The sequence below is a fragment of the Acinetobacter sp. 1124_18A genome (genome assembly GCF_052824995.1).
Map to the genome: position 1 here is coordinate 1 of NZ_VTDF01000014.1, position 15351 is coordinate 15351.

The window sequence follows — 15351 nt, forward strand, 5'->3', positions numbered from 1 at the left end:
TCTGCTCTTCGTCAGAGACAGAATTCAACGCAATACTAAGCTTTTCATCTTAACCCTGTAAGCTAAGATATTCTCATGTATCGCGTCGGGATGAGTGCATTATAGGGGAAAAAAATTGGTACGCAAGCACTTTTCTAAATATATGTGTTTGATCGATTCTTTTTCACCCAACCAAAATCAAAAAAAGAAAGAAAATCACATCAAACCATTGATAATAAACAATAAATATTAAAATCTTTTATTTTAATTCTTTTTTGATTTTCACTTCTATTATCTTAATAGGTTGTTTAGGAACGTTCTGATGCATTCCATCAGTGATTGTCGGTACTTTTACAATACGGTCAACCACATCCATTCCTTTAATCACTTTTCCGAAAACGGCATAACCAGCATTACCAGCAGAGCGATTTAGAAAACTATTATCTGCGACATTAATAAAGAACTGGCTAGTAGCAGAGTCAGGATTTGCGGTACGAGCCATCGCTAAGGTTCCGCGTGTGTTAGCAATCCCATTTCCAGCTTCATTTTTGATTGGTGCTCGAGTAGTCTTTTCCTGCATATTTGCAGTAAGTCCACCACCCTGTACCATGAATCCCGGAATTACGCGGTGGAAGATCGTATCTTTATAAAAGTTCGACTTTATATAGCTTTTAAAATTCTTCACACTGATTGGAGCTTTCTCATCATAAAGCTGTATTTCAATGTTGCCTAAATTCGTTTGCATTTCAACTAAAGTGTCAGCCCAGACTGAATGACTGCTTAAACCTAAGCAACATAGCATTAATAATTTTTTCATATCTTCCTACAATAAAATGCAAAACTTAATCAAGGTTAAATTTAATCATCTATATAAAAGAATTCTAGTGAGTATTTATTATCTTTTATTTAAAGCCTGATATTTTAGATTTGAGTATGAGTCCACGTTCCACGTGAAACATGAACTCATACTTTTATTTAGCTATTTTTATCCCAGAATTTTCTAAAGTTTTTACTGAACTCAATGGTGTACCGTTTGGCCTTTTTAGAAATAGGTGTCAAATTTATAAACCCATGGGTTTGATCTGAGTATTCTTCATAATGCATTTTGACGCCATTTTGGCGTAGCTTATAGCTATAGATTTTCCCTTCATCATGTAATACGTCATGCCCAGCAGTAATCACAAAAGCCGGTGGATTCTTTTTCAGGTTTCCATAGGTTGGAGAAATAATAGGATCGTCTAATTCTACGTTATGCTGAGTTGCATAATATTGAGTGACATTATTGATATCGTTATCTGTCAAAACCAATCCTTCGTTATAAGCATAGAAGGAAGGATGTCGGCTTTTAAAATCAACCGCAGGATAAATGAGAAGTTGGGCCTGTGGAGCATAAGGTTTATTTACTGATCTTTGAGCCACGACCGTACTAATGTTTCCCCCTGCACTATCACCCGCTACAGCAATTCGACCTTTTAATATTTTTAATTGTCTACGATTTTGATATACCCAAGCCAAAGCATCTTCACAGGATTGGATTAAATGTTGAGGAGAAACTTCAGGCGCAAGAGGATAATCGATACTGAGTACTTGTACTTTTGCATATTTTGCCAATATACGACAAACCTCATCATGAGTATCTAAACCGCCAACAACAAACCCTCCTCCATGATAGAAAACAAGAAGAGGTAATTTTTTATTAGGCGCTGGATGATAGTGTCTCGCAAAAATGGTTCCACTTTGGAGAGGTAACCGAATATCTTCTACTGAATCAATCTCGGTTGATTTCTGGCGTATAGCCAGCATTTGGGTATCGAACAGTCTTCTAGACTCAATTGGATCTGAACCAATAAAACCGATACGACCCTGTTTAATTTGTACAGCCATCATACATTTAGTAAATGAGTCGAGATCTGGATATTGGTAAGAATATCCAAGAATTTTGGCAAGTGATTCTTGAGCTAATCGAGGTAACTTATCAAGAGCTCGAGCAGCGGGCCCTTGGCCCTTTTCTAGCAATGTTTGAATTTTTTGATTGAATGCTGTCATGCCTATCTCCATGAATTCCTCTTATCCTTCATATTTTCTACAGAATTCTGTTGTTGTTTGACTATATTCGCATACAACTCACGTAATCAAGATACAAAGGTAAAACCCAAATTACGCTAATCTGATTTAAAGCAAATGTCATTAACAAATCTGTCACTTAAAACAGGACTTTTTTGCCAATTATTGTTAACAGACAAAAAGAGGTACGATTATGTCAACAAAACTAGTTGTTACTTTATTAGCAACCAGTCTTTTAACTGTAGGCTGTGTAGCTTATACGGATGACCCTTCTTATCGTGGTGGTTATGGTTACCATGATCATGATAGTAATCGCTATGATCGCAATGATGGACGTCGATATAACGATTGGGAACGGAAACGTTGGGAAGAACGTCAAAGAATATATGAACAACAACGAAGAGTTGCTCGCGAACAGGATCGAAATCGTCATGAATGGGATAAAAGACGCCATGACGAAGATAAGAAACACCGTGATGACGATAAAAGACGCCACGAATGGGATAAAAAACGACTAGAAGATCGGGATCATAATCATCGAGATTCTCGTCATGATGACTAAATTCATTACGATATAAAAAGCCCCAATAAGCTACGTCTTTTGGGGCTTTTTTGAGAATTCTAAACTCTCTTAATTATAGAGTAATGAGTAGCAGCTCATTTCATATATAAATCGGCATCTTAAATATACGACTCTATAATCTTTTAACTATTCTTATTACTAAGAATTACTGAGCTGTTGCAGAACCTGAAACAGAACCAGAAGCACCAGCATCAACTTGACCTGGTTGTGCTTGGCCAGAAACGCCCGCATCAACACCTACACCAGCTTGTACGCCAGATGGGCTAGCACTTGTTTGAGCAGAACCTGATGCGTTTAAACCAGCTTCAGATGCACAACCAACAGCTGTAAAAGCAACACCAGCAAGTACTACAGAGATAAGACCTAATTTTTTCATAATCGCTTTCCTTTCATTACGACAAACACTTAAATGCAAAGATCATCTTCGCGCTGCCTATAATTCACAATTTTTTTTTCTGGCGTGCGTATCATTGGTTGTCTTTTGTAGTAATAGAAGTACAAGTTGTGCAATTTTTTATTAAATTCGCTTCCCCACCTCGGTCTCAATCTTTTATACAAGCCGAGCAACTTAAGCTTTTGTTTAATTTTATCAATTTTTAATTTTTATCTTAGTCTTTTGCTCTACTCAAAAAAATTCTCTTTATAGAAACGCTATATAAGGTATGTAGAATGTTACAGAGGCTTTTTGCTTAAAAATTCAGTTTTTCCATTAAAAAAGCCGGGTATACACCACGGCTTCTATAAAAACTTATTCTATTTCGATTTAAATTACGGCCACTGCATCTCGCCTTTTACAACTTTTGCACCTAGCTCTAGGCTATCCACACTCTTTAATGTTGGATATTGTTTCTGCATAAGCTGACTCAGTTCACCCGCATTTTTACTTACTTTAACGGCTTTCTCATAGCTCTTGAGATAGTCGATCGAAAAGTTAACCGCATCTAAACCTTGTGGAGCTCCCTCAACCATATGAGCAGGAACAACCGTTTGAGGTTGAAGTGCTTTAATGCTTTCTAGAGTTTGAATTACTTCATTGCGGTCTTTAACTTTTGGTGTATCTGCCATCCATAAATGAATGCCAGAAGATACAGGAATACCGCCAACTACTGCTTTTGAAGAAGGAATCCATAAATAAGTAAGTTCTTTCTTACCTTTAATCTCGATTGACTCATTTTCAAGCTTTAAAGTTTTAGCAGTGTAAGCTTGTGGCACAATAATTTGGCTAGGTGCATTTGCACCCATTTGTGGCCCCCAATACTTCACTTTGAGCGCTTGAGTATCTTGAATATGTTTAACAGTTTCTGGCGTTGCGATGATTTGTACATTTGGGAAGTATTGTTTAAATACATCTAAGCCAAAGTAATAGTCGGGATCACCATAGCTTACGAAAATTGTCTTTAGCGTTTTACCGCTATCGATAATGTCGGCAGCGATACGTAATGCTTCAGATTTTGAGAATTGCGCATTGACCAATAGAACTTCTTTATCACCTTCAATTAAAGTAGAAGTCACTCCAAAATGTTCGGGTTTAGCCAGAAAACTTTGGATTTTTAGATCTTGCGCAAAAGCTGAGGAAGCCATCGTCAAAGCGGTGGCAGTTGCTAAGGCTGAAGCAGTTAATTTAAAAAATTTCATTATGTATTCTCCAATTTCATAAGGAATACTTTAAATTGCAATTTCTGTAAGATAAATGCACTAAATTAAGATAAACTGTTGCATATATTGTAATAATGATAAAGCATATGGATACATTAAAAGCCATACACGTCTTTGTTTCTATTGCTCAACATGGCAATTTAACCAAAGCCGCTGAACATCTTAACTATTCCCGCGCCATGGTTTCTCGCTATCTTGAGCACCTAGAGCACACATTCTCAACTCGACTATTTCAAAGAAATACACGAAAAATATCTCTCACTCCAGCCGGTGAAAAAGCCCTACTCTACTGCGAAAATATTTTACAGCAACAACAACTTCTACAAGAGCTGGCAGCACCCGAACAACATAACGGTACGATTCGCTTTACCTGTGGTTTATTTTTATTTCAATTAGGGGTTGGGGAATGTATTCGTCAATTTAAAAAGCAGCATCCACACATTCAATTTGACGTATATCTTACTGAAAACACAATTGACTTGATTGATGCGCAGGTCGATTTAGCCTTGCGTATAACGCAAAAAGTTGCAGATGGATTAATTGCGAGACCAGTCTGTCAGATTGAATCGGTATTTTGTGCCCATCCAGACTATTTAAAAGAGCATAGTCCCCTCTCTCACCCAAGACAACTTATTCAATATGAATGTTTAGCTCACCATAGCCAGCATCAATACTGGACTCTTTTTGATGAAGAGCAACAACCACAGAATTATCCTTTAAACGTTACCTTTAAAAGTAATGATGTAAATGCTGTTTATGATATGTGTCTACATGCCCAAGGTGTAGCTATGTTGCCTTCACTATTAGTTAAAAAAGATTTAAAAGAAAAACGACTAGTTCCTTTATTTAAAAACTTTTCAGCGCCAGAGCTAAGTCTGTCAGTGGTATATGCATCTAGGCAGCATTTACCCAAAATAACGCAGGAATTTATTGCTTTTATGATCGAAAATTTAGATTTTTACTTAAAACCGCAAAATTAAAAGCTTTAAATTGTCGTGTACGCTTGAATTTTTAGGCAGTGCCCATACTTCATACCTATTAATGAATTACAGCATATGCATGGCAGTTCAGATTTTACACAGTAAATACTGATGCCAAAAAGGACTGTACATGTTTAAAAACCCATTTAAACGGAGATCATCAATGGCTAATGAGCAAAATGAGCAAGCTCAAGACATTCAACACGAGCAAGCAGAGCAATCTAATGAGCAAACTCAGGCTGAAGGTGGAGAGCAAGCAAACGACGTTACCGTTGAATCTTTACAAGCGCAAATCACTAAATTAGAAGAAAGCCTTAAACTTGAAAAAGCACGTACAGCGAATGCTGTTTACGAAGCACAAAAAAGTGTAGAGCGTATTCAACGTGAGTCTGAGAAGCATAAGGAAACTGTGCTTGAAAAATTTGCAAAAGAATTGCTGGATTCTGTAGACAATCTAGAGCGTGCAATTCAAGCAGCGGGTGATGAAGAAACTCCTGTACTTGAGGGTATTAAGTTAACCTTGAAGTCACTATTAACTACACTGGAAAAATTTGGTGTTGTAGAAGCTGACACTCAAAATGGTTTCAACGCAGATTTACATCAAGCAGTGGGCATTGCCCCAGACGCTAAAGCGAATGAAATCGGTACCGTTTTACAAAAAGGCTATACCTTAAATGGTCGCTTATTGCGCCCTGCTATGGTTATGGTTGGTCAATAAATAAAAAATTGAGAGTTTTTAGATTTTTTTTCGCTAAAACGCTTGAAAAAAATAGATTCACTCTCATATCGGATAACAAGCAAAAACATTGCAAAAGAATTTTTGAGGAAAACGTCACATGGCAAAAATTATTGGTATTGACTTAGGTACTACCAACTCATGCGTTGCTGTACTTGAAGGCGATAAAGTAAAAGTAATCGAAAACGCTGAAGGCACACGTACAACTCCATCGATCATTGCTTATAAAGATGGCGAGATCTTAGTGGGTCAAAGTGCTAAGCGTCAGGCAGTAACTAACCCGAAAAATACATTATTCGCTATTAAGCGTTTAATTGGTCGTCGTTATGAAGATCAAGCGGTACAAAAAGACATCGGCCTTGTACCTTATAAAATCATCAAAGCTGACAATGGTGATGCTTGGGTAGAAGTAAACGATAAAAAATTAGCGCCTCAACAGATCTCTGCTGAAATCTTGAAAAAGATGAAGAAAACTGCGGAAGACTATTTAGGTGAAACAGTTACAGAAGCAGTTATTACTGTTCCTGCTTACTTTAACGATGCTCAACGTCAAGCAACTAAAGATGCGGGTAAAATCGCTGGTTTAGACGTTAAACGTATCATTAACGAACCAACTGCTGCTGCACTTGCGTTCGGTATGGACAAAAAAGAAGGCGATCGTAAAATTGCTGTTTACGACTTAGGTGGTGGTACTTTTGACGTATCAATCATTGAAATCGCAGACCTTGATGGCGACCAACAAATCGAAGTGTTATCAACAAATGGTGATACTTTCCTTGGTGGTGAAGACTTTGATAACGCGTTAATTGAATTCTTGGTTGAAGAATTTAAGAAAGAACAAAGTGTGAACTTGAAAAATGATCCACTTGCGTTACAACGTTTGAAAGAAGCTGCTGAAAAAGCAAAAATCGAGCTTTCTTCATCGAATGCAACTGAAATCAACCTTCCATATATCACTGCTGATGCGACTGGTCCTAAACACTTAGTGATCAATGTAACACGTGCAAAACTTGAAGGTTTGGTTGCTGATTTAGTTGCTCGTACAATTGAGCCTTGCCGTATCGCGCTTAAAGATGCTGGTCTTTCGACTTCTGACATCTCTGACGTAATCTTGGTTGGTGGTCAGTCTCGTATGCCACTTGTACAACAAAAAGTACAAGAATTCTTTGGTAAAGAGCCACGTAAAGACGTGAACCCTGACGAAGCAGTTGCAATCGGTGCTGCAATTCAAGGTGCAGTATTGTCTGGTGACAAAACTGACGTTCTTTTATTAGACGTAACACCATTAACTTTAGGTATTGAAACAATGGGTGGTGTATTAACGCCAATCATTGAGAAAAACACGACGATTCCTGCGAAGAAATCACAAGTGTTCTCTACTGCTGCTGACAACCAGCCTGCTGTAGACATTTCTGTTTACCAAGGTGAACGTAAGATGGCTCAACAAAACAAATTGTTGGGTAACTTCCAATTAGGCGACATCCCACCTGCTCCACGCGGTGTGCCACAAATTGAAGTATCTTTCGACATCAATGCTGATGGTATCTTGAAAGTATCTGCTAAAGATAAGAGCACTGGTAAAGAGCAATCTATCCAGATTAAAGCAAACTCAGGTTTGTCTGATGCTGAAATCGAAGCAATGATTAAAGATGCTGAAGCGAATGCTGAAGAAGATCGTAAGTTTGAAGAACTTGCAAAAGCTCGTAACGAAGCCGATGCATTGATTTCAAGCTCGAACAAAGCAGTTAAAGATCTTGGTGATAAAGTTACTGAAGATGAAAAAACAGCTGTAAGTACTGCGGTTTCTGAACTTGAGTTAGCAACCAAAGAAAATGATGTTGAAGATATCAAAGCTAAAACTGAAGCTTTACAAAACATCTTAATGCCTATCACTCAACGTGCTTATGAACAAGCACAGCAAGCTGGTGGTGCAGAAGGCTTTGATCCAAATGCATTCCAAGGTGGTGATGCAGGTCAACAAAAAGCTGATGATGGCGTTGTAGATGCAGAGTTTACTGAAGTTAAAGATGACAAAAAATAATTTGTTTCTTTAATAAAAAACCGCGCTTAGGCGCGGTTTTTTATTGTTTACAAAAAATAACAATGTATTTTTCAGCATATTTAAAAAAAATTTAATGTCAAAAAGGTCAATTATAAAAACTAATCTATTCATTATAAAAAAGATTTTATAAACTAAAATACACTGTTACTTATTACATTAATTATTCCATTATTGCCAAGTCTAAAAACATCTTTTTAAATTTTTATACCAAGATCACAAAGCTCGCCTACTCTCCTGTACTTTTTATCATTTTGACGGAATTGATTAAGTAGCTAACAATAAGATTTATTTATATTTTTTATTTTGCCATGAAAAAAATTCTATGGTGGGGGTTGAGCTTGTGTTTATACATAGGCTTTCAAACGACGATATTTGCTCAAAGTAATCTACCAATGGGTTTATCTAATCAACCTTTAAAGTATCGAATTGCCTTTATTGATCCACGATTTCAATTAACTCAAGAAAAAATTATTGAAGTTAGCCAACAAGCTGCTGAAATCTGGCACAAAGAGACTGGAAAAACCTATTTTATTTATGATTCTGAAGCAGAGCTGGCAATTAACTTAATTTATGATGATCATCAACTGCTGAAAAGTGAGCAACAGGAAAATTTAAATGTACTTTTGCAAAAGCAGGAACAATGGCGCATTAAAAATGAAGAGATTATTTTAAACAAACGAGAAATTGATCAGCTATCATCAGATTTGAATAAGAAAAAGGTCAGCCTAAAAGCTGAGTTTGAGCAATATCAACGAGACGTAATACGCTTTAACCAAGGAGAACATCGATGCTATGGTACCGATGAGCTAAAAGAGCAGCAAAATCAACTGCAGCAAAAGTCTGAAAATCTGCAAAACGAATCAAATAGTTTAAATTTTAAAATTCAAATACTTAATACAAAAATTAAGAAACTAAATCAAGAGCAAAGTGATTTAACAACTTTAATGACACAATTCACACTAGAGCAAAAAGCCAGTATTCAACCCTTCCATAAAGGCTTATTCAGCCAAAACCAAATTCAAATTTACGGTTACGCTTCTTTAAATGATTTACGTTTAACCCTTGCTCATGAGTTTGGCCATGCATTAGGACTAAAACATACCACTGATCCTAAATCTTTAATGTATCCCCGGTTGAAAGAGCAAGATATCCATAATTTCAAATTAACAGATTCAGATTTAGAGTTATTAGGCTCAATTTATAGTTCAATTAAGGAAAATCATTAAAGCTAAATGATTAAAAAAACTACACTAAACGAAGGATATTAAATTTTTTCTAAAAAATAATTTGGCACTTGGTAAAAAATAACGAGACTAAAGTCTCATTTATTTATCCAAATTGTACATTTTTTGATTGATTTTTCATCTTATATTCTTATAATACGTTTTTTTTAAATCTCTCCCGTCAATTATGCGTTTAACATCTTTGTTACTAGGCGTTGCCTTTGCTTTTTCTAATTTTCAGGCTAATGCTAATCTTGCTACTCCAGCTCACACTCAAATTCAGCAAAATGCAGGTCAGCATCTGACTTATAAAATTGCTGAAATTGATCCACGTTTTGGTTTAAGCCAAGATCAATTGATTCAAATTAGCCAACAAGCTGCTGATATTTGGAAACAAGGCACTGGTCAGGATTATTTTACTTATGATCCAAATGCAAAGTTAGAAATTCGTCTAGTTTACGATAATGGTCAAAGTCGTTCTGAACAGCGTCAAAAAATTGCAGCTCAGTTTCAGCAAGAACAGCAACGTGTAATTGATGAACAGCAACAAATTAAACAATTGAAGCAAACACTTGGTCAAACTCAATCTGACCTTGAAAATAAAAAGCAGATTTTGAATGGCAAATTGAAAAATCTTGACGAGCAAATGATGCAGCTTAACCAAGGCAAATTAGCACCTGAATACAGCGCTAAATCTTTGGCTAAAACTCAGAAAGATTTGCAAAAACAAACTGTTGCCTTAAAGAAAGAAATTGCTGCTTATAATGAGCAAGCTAAAGATTTAAATGTCAAAGTTACTCACTTTAATCAAATTAACAATGAGTTCAACAATTCATTGAGCCAATTTAAGCAAAATGCCCAAGCTGATGTCTTTAAAAAAGGTATCTATAACGGCAAACAGATTGTGATTTATGAGTTTAAATCTATTGATGATTTACGTTTAACAATTGCTCATGAGCTAGGACATGCCCTTGGTTTAAAACACAGCGATCAACCAAATGCATTGATGTACTCAGTATGTAAAGATGGTGACAGAAAAGTCACTGGTCTTACAGATGCTGATCGTGATCTATTAAGTGCTTTACCTCAATAATTAAGAACTTGATATAAAATGATGTATCTATTTCTAATTAGATACATCGAATTTCATATCAAAGTCATGTTATTGTGGTCATAAGAGCTAACGAAAATAGAATGGAGATGAAGATGAGTTACTATCATATCCTGATTGAAGTAAATGATCATATCAGCACAATTGAACAAACGCGTGATATTGAACTGTTTGATATTATTGAAATCAAACCGTATCTTCATTCTATTCTAATCCCCTTTTTCAATGAGCATGAAATTGAGCTTGAAGATGAAAATATTGAATATAAAGATATTCTACATCTTGAAGTGAAACAGACTCTGCTACCAATTGAACATTTAATTGAAGAAGAACAAAAGCAGTTACCAAGTGATACAGATGTTACGATCACTGCGTATGAAATCTTTAATGATCGAGATTTAAGCCAAGATGTCACTTCAGTTATTTTTGATATTTTAGAAGCGGTTAAATTAGATTAGCAATCTTATATAAGCATTTAATAAAAAAGGTCTGCATGTGCAGACCTTTTTTATTATTTCCAGTTTATTGCATCATTTTTTGGGCTTGTTCTTGACGGAATGCGCGTAAGATTTGTTGCCCTGCTCGTCCTGTTGGATTTAAACCTAAACGAGTTTGCTCCTGACGAATAGCAACACGGGTTTTATCCCCAATAAGACCATCAACCGCACCAATATCGTAGCCCCGATTAATCAAAAACTGTTGGATTTCACGACGTTCCGCGCGTGAAGTTCCCTGATCATCAGTTGGCCAAGGGGTTGCAAAAGGACGAGCGCCTTTTAAACGATCAGATAAATGGGCAATTGCAAGACCATAACTTTCCGCTGCGTTATAACTATAAATAGCATCAAAATTCTTAAATACTAAAAATACTGGACCATTTACACCTGCCGGTGCCATTAAACCTGCCGAAGTACTGCCAGATAAAGCCCCTTGAACAAGTGGAGAGCCGTCAATTCGAGTTACTCCTCGCGCACTCCAGCTACTTAATGCTTTCTTTGAGCGTCGCCCTTCTCCATCAATTGACATACCTTGAGGAACTTTTACTTCAAAACCCCATGGCACTCCTGTTTGCCAACCAGCTTTATTTAAGAAATTAGCCGTTGATGCCAATGCATCTGCAGTACTCGACACTAAATCACGACGACCATCTCCATCAAAATCAACAGCTAAACGTTCATAGGTCGATGGCATAAATTGCGTATGTCCAAATGCCCCAGCCCAAGAACCTTTCAATTGATCTTCGGTTAAGTCACCGCGCTGTAAAATACGCATGGTGGCAAAAAATTCAGTACGGAAATAACTTTGTCGGCGACCTTCACAACTTAAAGTTCCGAGTGCTTGTAATAAAGGATATTTTCCAGAAATATCACCAAAATTACTTTCTACACCCCACACTGCCACAATTGTTTCAGGTGGCACGCCGTAGGTTTGAGAAGCACGATTTAAAACATCGCGATATTGCGCCAGTTTTTGTTTTCCAAGCTCAACACGCTCTTCATCGACTAAGCCAGAAAGATAATCCCAAATTGGTGTCGAAAATTCTGGTTGATAATTTAATTTATCAATCACTGAATAATCTGGAGTTAAGTTTTGAGTATAACGGTCATAAGTTGTTCCCGAGACTCCCGCAGCAATTGCTTGAGAACGTAAATTTGCCAAACAACTTTGGAAATTATTATTAGGCGTATAATCTTCGCTAGTTACTACTGGAACAGTAGCATTGCTAGATATTGTAGAACCATTAATTACGAGCTCTGCTTGAGCCTGAGTCATTGCTAAAAATACAGAGCCAACAATACAAGAAAAACGTCGCATATTATCCCAGTTTCAATTTTTGAATTTAAATTTTTAAGTACCATACCATTATGAGTCTAAAATTTCAGAGAGAAAAAGTAAATTTGAATTCATAATCTCTACTTTAAATTCATTTCCAGTATTTTAAATTCAAATTTCTCACTTTATTTTGAATTTAAAACTTCCCCCATGCGCATCACCAGTTTTGAATTCAAAATAATAGTGCATAGTTTAAATTCAAAAGTCCTACTTTAAATTTAAACTATAACGCAGGCGTTTCTGTGGATAAACTTATCCACAATCGAGCAAAAACAGCCATACCTATTAATTTAATACTATATTTCATCAGTCTTTATGACACACGAAGTCCAATCAATCGAATAACCCATATTTTTAAATTCAAAAATCACGCCATAATTTAAATTCAAACTTTCCGCGTTATTTTTAAATTTAAAACACTTCAACAAACGCCATTAGTTTTGAATTCAAAAACCATGAGCTCTATCATCAGCTACAAATTAAACTCCATTGTGGATAACTAACTTTAAATTCAAAACAACCCGGTTCACTTTTTAAACTTAAAAATACCACCAATATTTAAATTCAAAAATTCCTGTGAAAAGTTATCCACAAACAAAAATTACTCATGATTTATTATTTTTTTAAATTTAAAAGATAAAAAAAGCGATCCGAAGATCGCTTTTTTTAGAATTAGAAATGCTTTAGAGGGTCATATCTGCTGTTAAAGCGAGCGGTTCAGGCAAAATTTCTGCCAATTGACGGCATAATGTCGTCAATTCATTACTATCCACAGGCATTAAAGTGATATGGCCTAACTTACGGCCAGCACGTTCTGACTTGTTATAAAGATGTAGATGAGCACCATTTAAGGCAAGTACATCTTCAGTTTTAGGATGCTGACCAATAATATTGATCATCACCGTTGGGCGAACAACATCTGTTGAACCCAATGGTAGACCTGCAACAGCTCGAATATGGTTTTCAAACTGAGAACAAACAGCACCTTCAATTGACCAGTGACCTGAGTTATGCACACGTGGTGCCATCTCATTTGCACATAAACCTTGTTCTGTTACAAACAGCTCTAGAGTAAGCACGCCAACATAGTTGAGATGATTCAACAAACGAGTAATGTAGTCTTGAGCCACAGGTTGCAAAGCTTCACTATTCGGTGCAGGAACAATTGAATGCGATAAAATGCCATTATGGTGGTGATTTTCAGCCAATGGCCAAGTTTTTACTTCACCATTTTGACCGCGCACCGCAATAATTGAAACTTCACGAGAGAATTTAACAAAGCTTTCGGCAACTAGACTCTTTGCAGGACCAAGTTCAGCCCAAGCAGTATCAATCTGGTCTTCTGAACGAAGTACAAACTGACCTTTACCGTCATATCCACCAGTTGCAGTCTTAAGCACAATCGGCAAACCAAGCTCAGCAACAGCCTTTTTCAAGCTTTCTAGACTATCTACAGCACGATACGGCGCAACAGGAATAGTAAGCTCATCAAATAAAGCTTTTTCTGACAAACGATTTTGCGCAGTTGCTAAAGCAACACGGGGAGGGTGCAATGCTTTAGTTTGTGTTAAAACATCCACATCTTCAACTGGCGTATTTTCAAACTCAAGACTGAAAACATCAGCACTTTCAATAAACTGCTTTAAGCCTTGCTCATCTTGACTAGAAAAGACTTGGCCTAAAACACCTGCTGGACAATCTGTATTTGCTTCAAAAAAAGTACATTGAATATTTAATGGTAACGCCGCTTGAGCCATCATTCGACCCAATTGCCCACCACCAAAAATACCGATAGTTTTATCCATCTCAGCCTCTTACACCTGACCCGGAATATTTTTGCTTGCAACTTTATCAGTTTGCGCAGCACGGAAATCAGCAACATTTTTTGCGATTTCAGGACGAGTTAAACCTAAGATTTGTGCCGCCATAATTGCAGCATTCGTCGCACCGGCTGGACCAATCGCTAAAGTGCCAACTGCAATACCTGCTGGCATTTGTACAATTGAAAGCAAAGAATCTACGCCATTTAAAATTGATGATTTAACTGGCACACCTAAAACTGGTAAATCAGTTTTTGCGGCACACATTCCAGGTAAATGCGCTGCACCACCGGCACCAGCAATAATCACTTGAATACCGCGATCACGCGCAGTTTCTGCATATTCAAATAAACGATCTGGAGTACGATGAGCAGATACCACTTCCGCTTCAAATGGGACACCAAGCTGTTTAAGCATATTGGCTGTGTTTTCGAGAGTTGCCCAATCAGATTGAGAACCCATAATAATTCCAACGAGAGGTTGAGCGTCTTGTGCTGCGGCCGCATTCATTGCTAATGTTCCAGAGACAAAAGTAAAAGAAGATAAATCTCGACGAGAGCCAAGTTTTAAATGGTTCGGAAGCCCATTATTATAGACTGATTTTTCATCTCACGAAAATTTAACTGACCAGCTCTGCGAATATTTTTAATCTCATCAAAAAATGTCATGGTTTAACAATGACACATTCTCAAATTTTATTAATATTATTTAAACATCCTGCAAGATAATCAGGCATTTGGAAGAGCAATGGCTTATTGCAAAGTAGAATAAATCATCCAATGCAGCTTACTGGCTTCTAAATACGAAGTAGACACAGCCAAACAAACATACCATCGCCCATAAATAATCTAGTTTAAATGGTTGTTTAAACAAGAAAAGCATAAACGGTACAAACACAATCAGTGTGACCACTTCCTGTGTAATTTTCATTTCGCCGAGTAGCCAGCCTTGTGCACTCAGCATACGAGTTGCCGGAATCATAAAACTATATTCAAGCAGCGCAATAATCCAACCGAATAAAATCGCTTGCCAAAGTGGAGCATGGTGTAAAAACTTAAGATGCCCATACCATGCAAGTGTCATAAAGCAGTTAGAAATAATTAAGAAAGCAAAAGCTAAAACCGTTGGATTCAAAGGCACATCCTTCATCATCACGATGATTTAAGTATTAATATGGATCAAAACATTATAAAAGATAAAACTGTAATTCAGCTTAAATCGAAAAAATAAAGATGTGCTTTTGTCAGAGCCTCAAACACATAGAACAACAACGATTTTTGACTATCTTTTCGAGTTTAGCCTTG

13 protein-coding genes and 2 pseudogenes are annotated in these 15351 nt (G+C 36.7%); 7 read left to right on the forward strand and 8 right to left on the reverse strand.

Translation table 11 applies throughout. The features are described from left to right. Positions 1-238 precede the first annotated feature (238 nt). Both FY048_RS18110 and FY048_RS18115 read right to left on the reverse strand, forming a co-directional pair. Positions 239-796 carry a peptidylprolyl isomerase gene (locus FY048_RS18110; protein ID WP_446092055.1) on the reverse strand — a complete coding sequence of 186 codons (558 nt, stop codon included), beginning with the start codon at positions 794-796 and terminating at the stop codon, positions 239-241. Between the two features lie 158 nt (positions 797-954). Further along, the gene (locus FY048_RS18115) at positions 955-2025 is read right to left on the reverse strand and encodes an alpha/beta hydrolase (protein WP_446092056.1); all 1071 of its coding nucleotides are present in this window, start codon (positions 2023-2025) and stop codon (positions 955-957) included. A gap of 211 nt (positions 2026-2236) precedes the next feature. Here FY048_RS18115 and FY048_RS18120 point away from each other — a divergent pair, with 211 nt between their 5' ends. Next, positions 2237-2605 carry a hypothetical protein gene (locus tag FY048_RS18120; protein WP_446092057.1) on the forward strand — a complete coding sequence of 123 codons (369 nt, stop codon included), beginning with the start codon at positions 2237-2239 and terminating at the stop codon, positions 2603-2605. Between the two features lie 166 nt (positions 2606-2771). On the opposite strand, the gene FY048_RS18125 is transcribed toward FY048_RS18120, so the two are convergent. After that, positions 2772-3002 (reverse strand): hypothetical protein, encoded by a 231-nt coding sequence (locus tag FY048_RS18125; protein WP_000733015.1) that lies wholly within the window; start codon positions 3000-3002, stop codon positions 2772-2774. Positions 3003-3394: 392 nt separating this feature from the next. Beyond that, positions 3395-4261 carry an MBL fold metallo-hydrolase gene (locus FY048_RS18130; protein WP_446092058.1) on the reverse strand — a complete coding sequence of 289 codons (867 nt, stop codon included), beginning with the start codon at positions 4259-4261 and terminating at the stop codon, positions 3395-3397. 107 nt (positions 4262-4368) lie between these two features. Here FY048_RS18130 and FY048_RS18135 point away from each other — a divergent pair. From FY048_RS18135 to FY048_RS18160, 6 genes and pseudogenes are all read left to right on the forward strand, one after another. After that, positions 4369-5297: pseudogene (locus FY048_RS18135) on the forward strand (LysR family transcriptional regulator). A gap of 128 nt (positions 5298-5425) precedes the next feature. Further along, entirely contained in the window at positions 5426-5980 is a 555-nt protein-coding gene (grpE, locus tag FY048_RS18140) for a nucleotide exchange factor GrpE (RefSeq protein WP_003656003.1), read from the forward strand. Between the two features lie 118 nt (positions 5981-6098). After that, positions 6099-8039 (forward strand): molecular chaperone DnaK, encoded by a 1941-nt coding sequence (gene dnaK / locus FY048_RS18145; protein WP_003656004.1) that lies wholly within the window; start codon positions 6099-6101, stop codon positions 8037-8039. A 329-nt stretch (positions 8040-8368) separates the two neighbouring features. Further along, positions 8369-9286: a matrixin family metalloprotease gene (locus FY048_RS18150; RefSeq protein WP_446092059.1), complete on the forward strand. Its 918-nt coding sequence runs from the start codon at positions 8369-8371 to the stop codon at positions 9284-9286. A 78-nt stretch (positions 9287-9364) separates the two neighbouring features. Further along, positions 9365-10376, forward strand: a pseudogene (locus FY048_RS18155) (M57 family metalloprotease). 101 nt (positions 10377-10477) lie between these two features. After that, positions 10478-10852, forward strand: a complete 375-nt coding sequence (locus tag FY048_RS18160) for a hypothetical protein (protein ID WP_080645631.1) — start codon at positions 10478-10480, stop codon at positions 10850-10852. 64 nt (positions 10853-10916) lie between these two features. Here FY048_RS18160 and FY048_RS18165 read toward each other — a convergent pair whose 3' ends face one another. From FY048_RS18165 to FY048_RS18180, 4 genes are all read right to left on the reverse strand, one after another. After that, positions 10917-12209 carry a lytic murein transglycosylase gene (locus FY048_RS18165; RefSeq protein WP_446092060.1) on the reverse strand — a complete coding sequence of 431 codons (1293 nt, stop codon included), beginning with the start codon at positions 12207-12209 and terminating at the stop codon, positions 10917-10919. 701 nt (positions 12210-12910) lie between these two features. Continuing rightward, complete coding sequence (locus FY048_RS18170) at positions 12911-14032, reverse strand: 5-(carboxyamino)imidazole ribonucleotide synthase (protein ID WP_199944083.1); 1122 nt, start codon at positions 14030-14032, stop codon at positions 12911-12913. Positions 14033-14041: 9 nt separating this feature from the next. After that, the gene (gene purE, locus FY048_RS18175) at positions 14042-14557 is read right to left on the reverse strand and encodes a 5-(carboxyamino)imidazole ribonucleotide mutase (protein ID WP_002115451.1); all 516 of its coding nucleotides are present in this window, start codon (positions 14555-14557) and stop codon (positions 14042-14044) included. Between the two features lie 276 nt (positions 14558-14833). After that, on the reverse strand, positions 14834-15196 hold the full coding sequence (locus tag FY048_RS18180; protein WP_199968772.1) for a DMT family protein: 363 nt from the start codon (positions 15194-15196) through the stop codon (positions 14834-14836). Positions 15197-15351 lie beyond the last annotated feature (155 nt).